The sequence below is a fragment of the Chamaesiphon sp. OTE_20_metabat_361 genome (assembly GCF_031364565.1).
The window spans coordinates 1-9805 of the sequence record NZ_JANLWO010000271.1 but is presented as its reverse complement, the minus strand read 5'-3'; the positions used below and the strand labels follow the sequence as shown (position 1 = coordinate 9805).

The 9805-nt window shown below is 45.8% G+C and carries 13 protein-coding genes and 2 pseudogenes; 10 read left to right on the top strand and 5 right to left on the bottom strand.

Translation table 11 applies throughout. From position 1 onward, the window contains the following. Positions 1-177 (top strand): annotated as a pseudogene (locus tag RMO35_RS25235) (alpha/beta hydrolase); the annotation flags it as partial. A gap of 42 nt (positions 178-219) precedes the next feature. Beyond that, positions 220-423 (top strand): DUF433 domain-containing protein, encoded by a 204-nt coding sequence (locus tag RMO35_RS07905; protein WP_309740018.1) that lies wholly within the window; start codon positions 220-222, stop codon positions 421-423. Here the strand turns inward: RMO35_RS07905 and RMO35_RS07900 are convergent. From RMO35_RS07900 to RMO35_RS07890, 3 genes are all read right to left on the bottom strand, one after another. After that, complete coding sequence (locus tag RMO35_RS07900; RefSeq protein WP_309740014.1) at positions 418-774, bottom strand: DUF5615 family PIN-like protein; 357 nt, start codon at positions 772-774, stop codon at positions 418-420. The two genes, RMO35_RS07905 and RMO35_RS07900, sit on opposite strands and share 6 nt — an antisense overlap. After that, the gene (locus RMO35_RS07895) at positions 775-1023 is read right to left on the bottom strand and encodes a DUF433 domain-containing protein (protein WP_309740012.1); all 249 of its coding nucleotides are present in this window, start codon (positions 1021-1023) and stop codon (positions 775-777) included. Positions 1024-1181: 158 nt separating this feature from the next. Next, positions 1182-1520 carry a type II toxin-antitoxin system Phd/YefM family antitoxin gene (locus RMO35_RS07890; protein ID WP_309740010.1) on the bottom strand — a complete coding sequence of 113 codons (339 nt, stop codon included), beginning with the start codon at positions 1518-1520 and terminating at the stop codon, positions 1182-1184. A 100-nt stretch (positions 1521-1620) separates the two neighbouring features. On the opposite strand from RMO35_RS07890, the gene RMO35_RS07885 reads away from it, so the two are divergent. The 8 genes from RMO35_RS07885 (at position 1621) to RMO35_RS07850 (ending at position 8909) form a co-directional block, all read left to right on the top strand. After that, positions 1621-3816 (top strand): phosphoketolase, encoded by a 2196-nt coding sequence (locus tag RMO35_RS07885; RefSeq protein WP_309740008.1) that lies wholly within the window; start codon positions 1621-1623, stop codon positions 3814-3816. 119 nt (positions 3817-3935) lie between these two features. Continuing rightward, entirely contained in the window at positions 3936-4256 is a 321-nt protein-coding gene (locus RMO35_RS07880) for a DUF4258 domain-containing protein (protein ID WP_309740022.1), read from the top strand. Between the two features lie 2 nt (positions 4257-4258). Then, positions 4259-4471, top strand: coding sequence for a YgiT-type zinc finger protein (locus tag RMO35_RS07875; protein ID WP_309740005.1), 213 nt, complete (start codon positions 4259-4261; stop codon positions 4469-4471). A gap of 110 nt (positions 4472-4581) precedes the next feature. Beyond that, positions 4582-4791 carry a type II toxin-antitoxin system HicB family antitoxin gene (locus RMO35_RS07870; RefSeq protein ID WP_309740002.1) on the top strand — a complete coding sequence of 70 codons (210 nt, stop codon included), beginning with the start codon at positions 4582-4584 and terminating at the stop codon, positions 4789-4791. A gap of 3 nt (positions 4792-4794) precedes the next feature. Continuing rightward, positions 4795-5019, top strand: a complete 225-nt coding sequence (locus RMO35_RS07865) for a type II toxin-antitoxin system HicA family toxin (RefSeq protein ID WP_309739999.1) — start codon at positions 4795-4797, stop codon at positions 5017-5019. A gap of 12 nt (positions 5020-5031) precedes the next feature. Beyond that, positions 5032-6309: a glycosyltransferase gene (locus RMO35_RS07860; RefSeq protein WP_309739995.1), complete on the top strand. Its 1278-nt coding sequence runs from the start codon at positions 5032-5034 to the stop codon at positions 6307-6309. A gap of 289 nt (positions 6310-6598) precedes the next feature. Beyond that, positions 6599-7762 carry a ferrochelatase gene (hemH, locus tag RMO35_RS07855; protein WP_309740020.1) on the top strand — a complete coding sequence of 388 codons (1164 nt, stop codon included), beginning with the start codon at positions 6599-6601 and terminating at the stop codon, positions 7760-7762. Between the two features lie 157 nt (positions 7763-7919). Beyond that, positions 7920-8909, top strand: coding sequence for a stage II sporulation protein M (locus RMO35_RS07850; protein ID WP_309739993.1), 990 nt, complete (start codon positions 7920-7922; stop codon positions 8907-8909). Here the strand turns inward: RMO35_RS07850 and RMO35_RS07845 are convergent. Both RMO35_RS07845 and RMO35_RS07840 read right to left on the bottom strand, forming a co-directional pair. Next, positions 8904-9170, bottom strand: a pseudogene (locus RMO35_RS07845) (arsenic resistance protein); the annotation flags it as partial. The gene RMO35_RS07850 and the pseudogene RMO35_RS07845 overlap by 6 nt on opposite strands. A 141-nt stretch (positions 9171-9311) precedes the next feature. Then, the gene (locus RMO35_RS07840; protein WP_309739989.1) at positions 9312-9773 is read right to left on the bottom strand and encodes a dual specificity protein phosphatase family protein; all 462 of its coding nucleotides are present in this window, start codon (positions 9771-9773) and stop codon (positions 9312-9314) included. Between the last annotated feature and the right edge of the window lie 32 nt (positions 9774-9805).

Below are 9805 nucleotides of genomic sequence, written 5' to 3'. Positions count from 1 at the left end.
GGTGAAGGCGATCCGTGGATCGATGCTCGCCAGCGCAATGAGAAGTTTCAGGAATATTATCCCCAGTTACAGACATATTATCTCGATGCTGGACACTGTCCCCACGATGAAATTCCCACTCAAGTAAATGCCTTAATTCATAACTGGGTCAAAGAACACTGTCGCTCGATCGATTAATCTCGGATCTTAAACTAGTTAAAAAATATCATCGATTGCATTATGAGTAGTTCGCAACTTTTGTCACGGATCTCGGTAAATCCTAATATCTGTGTTGGTAAACCCTGTATCAAGGGACATCGAATTGGGGTATCGCTCATCCTCGATTTTTTAGCTAGCGGTGCGACGATAACGGAGATTCTCGAAGACTATCCCCAACTGGAAACGGAAGATATTCTGGCTTGTATTGCTTATTCTGCTCTATGAGCGCGATCGTGCAAATCGAACTAGTTTGTCTGTCACTACGATAAAGTTATCGGATATCTGTTCGGGATATTCTGCTAACAATCTTTGTAAAAGAGCGATTTTGTTAGCAGAGCTTTCATTTTCAAGTCTAAGTAAAATAACGCCTCGATGTTCTCGATGCTCTCGAAAGACTTTATTACCAAAGTCCTTGTCACTGCTAATCAAAATCCAATCTTCATCAAAAGCCTTCTGAATTACCGCATCATCATCAATACCGCGTGCGCTCTCGTAAACTGCAAATACTTCATGCCCTTGACTTCGTAACCAATTTGGCACGACTAAGCCACCATTTTTATCTACTAAAAACCGCACCTAAGCCGTCTCCATCTCTAGCGGCATAAAACTCGCACTCTCAAGAGATCGAGATGCAAATAAGAGACAGGCTTTAATATCAGCTTCTGCCAAGCCTTCATATTCTGCTAGAATCTCTGCCGCTGTTGTATCGTGAGCGAGCAGATTTAAAATATATTCAACAGTCAAGCGCGTTCCTCTGATGACTGGCTTCCCTGTCATGACTTTAGGATTGGTAGTAATTCGATTCAACAGTTCTTGGTCTGCCATTGTTTTTAAGTAATGTGAGTCATAATTATTATTTGGTTCGATTGTAGCGCAGTTAATCGATCGATTCAAAATGCGCCACCGATCCAGAATAAATGGTATCATCGACAAGTTTTGTTTTGTACTCTCAGAAAACCGAATTTGAATACTCATGTAACTTGTTATAGATCCGCTCTACCTTGAGTTCTAATCTCATCAAATAACTGGTGGAGATTATCTAGAGTATATGTTGTAGATTGTCCTCGATCGAGTTCCTGAACACCAGCTCCTAGATCTTGACGCAGTTGTGCTAGTCTAAAAGATTTTAGTTCGGTTTCCATCGCTGCGATGCGATCGACTAGCGACTGAAAAGCACCAGCTTCTTGGACTACTACCGCAGCTTTACCATTAACTGTCAGCACTAATGGTAGCTGTGTCGCCTGGAGTTGCTCGACATAAGCATTGGCATTGCGCTTGAAGTCGGTGAGCGAGTGAATATTGCGAAGATCGATATTCGACATTAAATTAAGCATTGAATTCAACATCTTAATTATACGATCGTCCGTAAGGGTCGCAGACATCGGATAATGGAGGTCGATCGTATATTTAACGCTATTATTTATGACTACTGCTGCTCGCACTCCAGCATTTGCCGAAGGGATTCAGTATTTTGGGGAACAGTTACCAGGCTTCGATACCTATGGTAAGACACCCGCGATCGCATCTGGACAAACTAGCATCACCGATGCCAACGATCCCGCCGCTGCATTTCAAGCATTGCTCTATGCCGACGCACTGCGCTATCTGACGCTGCAAATCTGTGCGAGTAAGGCTTCGGGACATCCGGGCGGATTTGCCAGTCAGGCTGAAGTCTACGCTTCACTGGTGATGCTGGGACATAAGAATATTCTCACGGAAGTCGGACATCACGCACCAGGATTTTATAGTGCGATGTTTCTCGACAAGTCGCTGGAAGCGATGGGCATCAATACGGTTCAACAATTACGCGATAAGTTCCGCGAAAAAGATGGGCTAATCGGGCACTTGTCGGGCTTTATCCCTGGTATTCTCGCTCCAGCAGGGCCACTCGGTCAAGGTCAACATTTCGCGATGTCGGCGGCGAAATTGCACCCAGGTAAATTATTTCCCTTTACCGTCGGCGATGGTGGTTTGGGCGAGCCATATATTATCAGTGCGATGCAGCATTTCCATACCGCGTTCCCGACGGTGACTAATTTCTTACCTGTCTTGGTGTGGAATGGTTACTCGCAGGAGCATCATAGTATGGTGTCTACCAAAACCAACCAGGAGATGCTCGGTTATTGGCAGGGTAATGGTTTCGATGAAGTCATCATGGTAAATGCCAAGGATTTTGACGATACCAATCAGGCTGGTGAATATGTCGATAGTACTTTATTCTCAGCCGAAAAACGGTTAGCTTTTACGCAAGCTATTCTCGCTGGTGTCGATAAAGCAGCTAAATCTGCCCTCGGTGGAAAATTAACCGTCTTCATTATCAAACAACTCAAAGGCGCAGGCGTTCACGCGACGGGTTCAAAATCTCATAACCTTTACGCTCATCACACCCTCGATAATGCTGACATTATTACTGGTTTGAAAAATCGTTCCCTCTCTGTCGAAGCATGGGAATTGGTACGGACTAACTGCGAACGCGCTGGTGGTGGATCTTCATCTACAGTCGCCACTACCGAATCGGTATTTCCAGTCCCTAGTCTCGGAACGCTACCCCTGGAAGAATACGCAGCAGGTGAAGCCAAAGTATCGACTACGGCGATGGGACGATTGGTTGGTTACGTCGGACAACAGGATAAAAACTTCATCGTTAGTAATGCCGATGGGAATGAAGCTTCCGGGATTGCCAATATCAACCAAGCCCTCAAAATCATCCACCCCACCACCGACGACTTATATTTCCAAGCACCCAACGGGCAAGTCTACGAACCCTTGAGTGAAGATGCTTGTGCGGGACTCGCGGCTGGACTTGCCCTCATGGGTGCGCGTACACTCTGGTGTTCCTACGAATCCTTCGCGATCAATGGTTTACCCATCTGGCAAACCGTCACCCAAGCAATGGCAGAACTCCGCCGTCCCACACCTTCGACAATTACCCTCTACACCGCAGGCGCACTCGAACAGGGACGCAACGGCTGGACGCACCAACGCCCTGAAATCGAAGCCTACTTCGCCTCAATGATGCGGAATGGTAACGTCTTCCCCGTCTTCCCCCCCGATGCCAATAGTATCCAAGTCTGTTATGACTGGGCATTAACCACCCAAAATAAAGGCGTAGTAATTACCGCGAGTAAATCACCCTTACCCATCCGCACCACCTTTGCCCAAACTTGTCAAGGCTTAGAAGATGGCGCGGTAGTCTTACAAGACACCGCTGGCGATAAGCAAGTAGTCTTCGCAGTTATCGGCGACATGACGCTAGCACCAGCGTTTGAGGCGGCTGCGTTTTTAAAAACCGAAGGCATCGGTTCAAAAATCGTCTCGATTATCAATCCCCGTCGTCTCTATCGCCCTACCGATGTCGCCTGGGATACCTGTAGCGAACCTGACGGTGGTTTTTTAAGTGATGCTAAGTTTGCCGAAATCTTCGGTGGCAGTGCCTTAATTGGCGTTACAGGTGGCGCTCCGGCAATGTTAGAACCTGTGATGTTGCGATCGAACTCACCTCGCGATACCTTTGCCTGGAAGCGTGGGGAAACTACGGCTACAGCGGGTCAATTGATGGCATTTAACGGCATCACTGCTCAGGCGATTTGTAAGCGGGGATTAGAGTTGGTAGGTTAGGATTCGTTGGCGTAGCCTCTGCGAAGGCAGACGCTATGCGAACAGCTTTGCCGAATCGTCCCTGTCTCCTTTTGGAGATGGGGATTTAGGTAGATTTCAAACATGAAAATAGTTGAGATATCTACATCACAGACATCTTAGAGCAGGTTAGACTAGCAGCAGACAAACGATTATTATTTCTGCCTCATACGATTCGGCAAATGTCTCGCCCAGATCGAATGATTACGACAAAAGATGTTGAAGAGGTCATCATGACAGGTGAGGTGATTGAGGATTATCCTGAAGATACCAGAGGTCACAGTTGTTTAATATTGGGATGTGTCATGAATAGTCGATACATTCATGTTATGTGCGCTCCCAAGGATGAATATTTAGCTATTATCACCACATATCTCCCAAATCTAATTCAGTGGACACCAGATTTTAGAGAGAGGCTTTAAAGATGGAATGCTTATACTGCAAAGCGCAGATGAAGAAAGGAACCGCACCTTTTAGTATTGACAGAAATGGCTATCATATTTCATGGGATGCTATTCCGGCGTGGGTATGTGAGCAATGTGGGGAGTCATTATTAGAAACTCAAGAAGTCGATACTATTCAGGATGCGCTTGCTGTTCTCGATCGCGACACAATTTCGTTAATCGTTCGTAGTTAAATCGATTACGCGTAGAAGGAACTTGGCTATGAATACCAGATTTGGAATCAGCGTAGGATTTAGATAAATATCCTGAATTTAACGATCGACTAAAAGCATCAAATTAAATCATGAAAATATTTACGGCGATTATTGAGCGGGATCCCGATCTGAACCTTTATGTGGGTTATGTACCAGGATTTCCAGGGGCACATTCTCAAGCCGAGACATTAGATGAATTACAAGAGAATCTTCGTGAAGTAATCGAGATGCTCTTAGAAGATGAAAATTTGGTATTCGAGACGGAATTTGTAGGTACACAACAGATTACGGTTGCTTGATTTATGAGTAATATTCCGGTTCTCAAGCCCCAAGAAGTTGTAAGAATTTTAGAAAATCTGGATTTTGTAGAGGTGCGCCAAAGAGGTTTGCATAAACAGTTTAGACACGAAGACGGAAGAGGAACTACAGTTCCATTTCACAAAGGGAGAGATATCTCTCCTCGTTTGCTCAGACAGATTGCAAGTGATATCGGCTTGAGTGTTGAAGAAATGCTGGAGTCAGAGTAAGGGAGAAAAAGCATGAGTCGGATTGTGGTAACGACGATGGGTTCATTGGGAGATTTGCATCCGCAAATCGCGATCGCACTAGAATTACGTCAGCGCGGACACGATATCGTCTTTGTTACCCATCAAACATATCAAGCCAAAATTGCCGCCTTGGGGTTTGAGTTTCATCGGCTGCGTCCCGATCTGCCTAGGACAGATGAGCTGCAAATACTGGCGCAAATGATGGATTTGAAAACGGGTTCGGAATATATCATCCGTAAGTGGGTACTGCCAAATTTACGGGATACTTATGACGATTTGATGGCTAGTGCCAAAGATGCGGACTTTATCGTTAGTGGTGAATTAGTATATGTAGCACCAATGGTTGCCGAAAAATTGGGGATTCGGTGGGCAACATCTACACTTGCGCCTGCTGCTTTTTTCTCTAGTTACGATCCATCAGTGCTACCTTTACTTCCATTTGCAGATCGGTTAACGAAATTGGGGGTTACTTTCAATCGAGCAATTAAACAAATAATAATAGCAGTTACTAAATCTTGGGGAAAACCCATTCATCAACTTAGAAACGAACTCGGATTGCCGCCGATAAATGGCAATGTTCTTGTCGAAAATAGGTGTTCTCCCGATCTGGTGTTGGCACTATTTTCTTCAGTATTAGCACAGCCGCAACCTGATTGGCCGCAAAATACGATCGTGACTGGATTTACATTTTACGATGGCGATCGCGATCGCTATATGGTCGAACTCGCACCAGAACTTCAACGGTTTTTAAAAACTGGCGAGGCTCCAATTGTATTTACGCTAGGTACTGCGGCGGTGAATGTACCTGGTAACTTTTACCCAGAAAGTATTCGCGCCGCCAGAGAGTTAAATCGCCGTGCTGTTTTATTGATTGGGGACAATCCACTTCCAAAAGATCTGACACCAGATATTATTGCAATTGACTATGCGCCCTATTCTCAAATTTTCCCTTATGCCAGCGCAATCGTCCATCAGGGTGGGATCGGGACAACGGCTCAGGCTCTCCGTTCTGGTCGTCCCACAATCGTCACGCCATACGCTAACGACCAACCAGATAACGCGGCACGAATCGAACGGTTGGGAACATCGCGGACAATTGCGCGATCGCAGTATACAGGGGCGCGAGTAGCCAGGGAATTGCGAGCATTATTAGAGAACCCCCAATATGCCACCAGAGCGGCAGCAGTCGGACGGATTCTTCACACCGAAAATGGGGTGAAAACTGCTTGTGATGCCATTATCCAGCGGATAGGCTCCGCCAACGAATAGCGAGGATTGCGATCTTCTGAGTCAGCGTAAGATCTCAGCTACATATCCTGAATTTATCGATCGACCAACCAAGGCAAAACGACTGCCATTGCGGGAACATCGATCGCGAAGACGTCTGGGATCTACTTGACAGATCGACAATACTCTGAAACTAGCTGTCAACTTATCGGCAAGACCGCCAAATTAAAATTAAATTTATGTATCGGCGATGCTAAACCGCTACCGTTCAAACCAGATAATTGTTAAAATTAATGAAGAATTTGCAACATACTGGGAAAACACAGCCGTCATGGGTCGATTAGGGGTTTTACTGCTAAATTTGGGCGGACCGGAGCAATTATCGGATGTGCGTCCGTTCTTGTTTAACCTGTTTTCCGACCCTGAAATTATTCGGATTCCAATTGCAGCGCTCCAAAAACCGCTAGCTTGGATCATTTCTACTTCCCGAGCCAAGAAATCTCAAGCTAATTATCAGAAGATTGGTGGCGGGTCGCCATTGCGCCGCATTACTGAAGAGCAAGCTCGCGCCTTAGAAGCTGGATTGCGATCGCAGGGTGAAGATGCAAAAGTTTATATTGGGATGCGCTATTGGCACCCCTTTACCGAAGATGCGCTAACGCAAATCAAGCAAGATGGGATCGAGCAACTCGTGATTCTGCCCTTATATCCACAGTTTTCCATTAGCACTAGCGGTTCTAGCTTTAGACTAATCGAAAAAATCTGGAGCGAAAATCCCCATCTCAAGCCAGCTCAATATACGGTAGTTGCCGACTGGTATAAAGAACCTGGCTATCTACAGGCGATGACCGAACTAATCGCCGCTCAAATTGATAAATGCCCCCACCCCGACGAGGCGCATGTGTTTTTTAGCGCTCATGGCGTTCCGGTCAGCTACATCAAAGAGGCTGGCGATCCTTACCAAGCCGAGATTGAAGACTGTACCAAGCTGATTATGCAGACATTGGGACGAAAAAACGATCATTCCCTAGCATATCAAAGTAAAGTCGGCCCCGTAGAATGGCTGCAACCCTATACCGAAGACGCGATCGTTGGATTAGCTAGCAAGGGTGTTGGGGAGTTAGTTGTAGTGCCGATTAGCTTTGTTTCCGAGCATATCGAAACCCTCGAAGAAATCGACATCGAATATCGCGAAATCGCCGAAGAAGCTGGGGTTCACGTCTTCAACCGCGTACCCGCATTGGATACTAATCCGATATTCATCCAGACGCTAGTAGATATCGTCCTCGCAGCGGCTAAGGCTCCTAGCTTGGATATCGCCCGAGTGACCCAGATGAAGAAGAAGATCAAGATGTATCCTCAAGAAAAATGGGAGATGGGTCTGACGACAGCAGCGGAAGTTTGGAATGGTCGGCTGGCAATGTTAGGATTTATTGGGATCGTCGTAGAACTTATGAGCGGTCGCGGGCCACTACATTTGTTTGGCATACTTTAAATAATTAATAATTAATAATTAATAATTGACGATCGATCTTCTATTGTTAATGTTGTCATTAATAGCGGTTTTGTCAACAATGGCTGAAGCCCGATCGATCGTGTAGTGGATATCTTCCAAATGTTTAATTATTAATTATCGATTATCGATTGCTCTAATGAATATTCAACGCTGGATCGCTCGCCGACAGGCTCAATGGCAAGAACTCGATATTTTACTCCAACGCTCGGAGCAAAAGGGGATAAAAGCCTTAACTGCGAAGGAAATCGGGACGCTAGCGAGCTTGTATCGATCGGTAGCAGCAGATTTGGCGCGAGCCAATACCAATCAAATCGGTCAAACGATCGTCCAAGAACTCCAAGCACTCACAACTCGCGCTTATAGTCAAGTTTATCGTGGTTCCAGACGCCAAGAATTGCGTGAAGTCCTCGACTTTTATCGCTGGAAATTACCCCAAGTTTTACGCGAAACTTGGGCTTATACGACAATTGCCTTTGCCTTATTCATGGTTGGTGCCCTCATCGCTTGGTGGTTTGCATGGCAAGATGCCAGCTTTATGTCTCTAGTCGTACCGCAATCGATGATAGAAAAAGTCCGCGATCGAAACCAGCTCTGGATGGGGTCGATTATCGGCACCGAACCGTTTGCCGCTAGTAGTATTGCAATTAATAATCTCAGCGTTGCCTTTCGGATGGTTGGCGGCGGAATTCTTGCTGGATTGTGGACGATTTACGCACTTTTTTATAATGGTATTCTCATCGGTGCTGTCGCCACTTTAGTCGGTCAAAATGGTTTAGCTTATCCATTTTGGGCATTTGTATTTCCGCATGGATCTCTAGAATTACCTGCAATTTTTATTGCTGGTGGTGCTGGCTTATTAATAGCTAGAGGACTGTTATTTCCCGGTCGTTATCGTCGGCGCGATGCACTCCGAATCTATGGCGTCCAAGCCGCACAACTAGTTATGGGTATCGTCCCGATGCTCCTAATTGCGGGGGCGATCGAAGGCTTCTTTTCACCTCAAGAAGTAATTCCCAGTCCGATCAAATATCTGGCTGGAACGGGGTTATTTATATTATTAATTCTCTACATCTTACGTCGCGATCGAGCGAGAGGGGAATTGCAAACATCAACAGGAAATTTATAATGTCCGCACTGTAAAAAACTTCCGCTGCAACCAAAAGGACACATTAACCAGACCGATTAACACTGGGACTTTTACTAGCGGGCCGACCACAGCGGCAAATGCTACTCCAGAGTTAATTCCAAACACGGCAATGGCGACGGCGATCGCTAATTCAAAATTGGTACCCGCCGAGGTAAATACTACACTGGCGGCTCTGGCGTAATCTGTCTTAATCCGCCACGCCATATAGAAACTTACCAAAAACATCACGACAAAGTAAATGTCTCCTGCCAATTTACCAGGAATTACCCACCATAAATTTTTGACAATTGGCTCGATCGATTGCGGTTCCATCAGTTTGAACTTCTATGTGACTTTAATCAGAGTCGATCGATTTAAACTTACCGTTATTAGCAGTTTCTTTTAACTATTCTCCGCTGCTAGCGAACGTAAAAAGACTGTCTGAGCTAGTTCTAGCACCGCCTGTGGGTTTGCAGACGCGATCTTCTCGATCGCATCTTCAGCAGACGCACCATTCAAAATCAAATAAGCCGCCAACATCGTCCCCGTTCGGTGTAATCCACCCGTACAATGAATGGCAGTCCCCACACCTTGGCGATGATATCGATCGACAAAATCGATTAATTCTGCGACTTGCGATCGACTGGGCGAACTAGCAATCTGGATCGGCAGCCATAAGTGCGGAATATTTTCCCGATCGTATAATTCCAGATTAGATCGATCGTGCATTACTGAGACGATCGCCCCAATTCCCACTGTTTGTAACTCTTTCAATTCCTCTGCCGTTGGCTTCCGCACTCCTGCTAGTTTGCCAGGAATTACCCACCATAAGTTCTCGACAATTGGTTGAGTTTGCTGCTCCATTGGTTTTAATTTCTACAGGTGACAGGATGAGC

What these genes read in the sequence shown, in the direction of transcription:
- RMO35_RS07905 (WP_309740018.1), top strand. Translation starts at nt 220, where the DNA reads ATGAGTAGTTCGCAACTTTTGTCACGGATCTCGGTAAATCCTAATATC.
- RMO35_RS07895 (WP_309740012.1), bottom strand. Translation starts at nt 1,023, where the DNA reads ATGGCAGACCAAGAACTGTTGAATCGAATTACTACCAATCCTAAAGTC.
- RMO35_RS07890 (WP_309740010.1), bottom strand. Translation starts at nt 1,520, where the DNA reads ATGTCGAATATCGATCTTCGCAATATTCACTCGCTCACCGACTTCAAG.
- RMO35_RS07885 (WP_309740008.1), top strand. Translation starts at nt 1,621, where the DNA reads ATGACTACTGCTGCTCGCACTCCAGCATTTGCCGAAGGGATTCAGTAT.
- RMO35_RS07875 (WP_309740005.1), top strand. Translation starts at nt 4,259, where the DNA reads ATGGAATGCTTATACTGCAAAGCGCAGATGAAGAAAGGAACCGCACCT.
- RMO35_RS07870 (WP_309740002.1), top strand. Translation starts at nt 4,582, where the DNA reads ATGAAAATATTTACGGCGATTATTGAGCGGGATCCCGATCTGAACCTT.
- RMO35_RS07865 (WP_309739999.1), top strand. Translation starts at nt 4,795, where the DNA reads ATGAGTAATATTCCGGTTCTCAAGCCCCAAGAAGTTGTAAGAATTTTA.
- RMO35_RS07860 (WP_309739995.1), top strand. Translation starts at nt 5,032, where the DNA reads ATGAGTCGGATTGTGGTAACGACGATGGGTTCATTGGGAGATTTGCAT.
- hemH (WP_309740020.1), top strand. Translation starts at nt 6,599, where the DNA reads ATGGGTCGATTAGGGGTTTTACTGCTAAATTTGGGCGGACCGGAGCAA.
- RMO35_RS07850 (WP_309739993.1), top strand. Translation starts at nt 7,920, where the DNA reads ATGAATATTCAACGCTGGATCGCTCGCCGACAGGCTCAATGGCAAGAA.
- RMO35_RS07840 (WP_309739989.1), bottom strand. Translation starts at nt 9,773, where the DNA reads ATGGAGCAGCAAACTCAACCAATTGTCGAGAACTTATGGTGGGTAATT.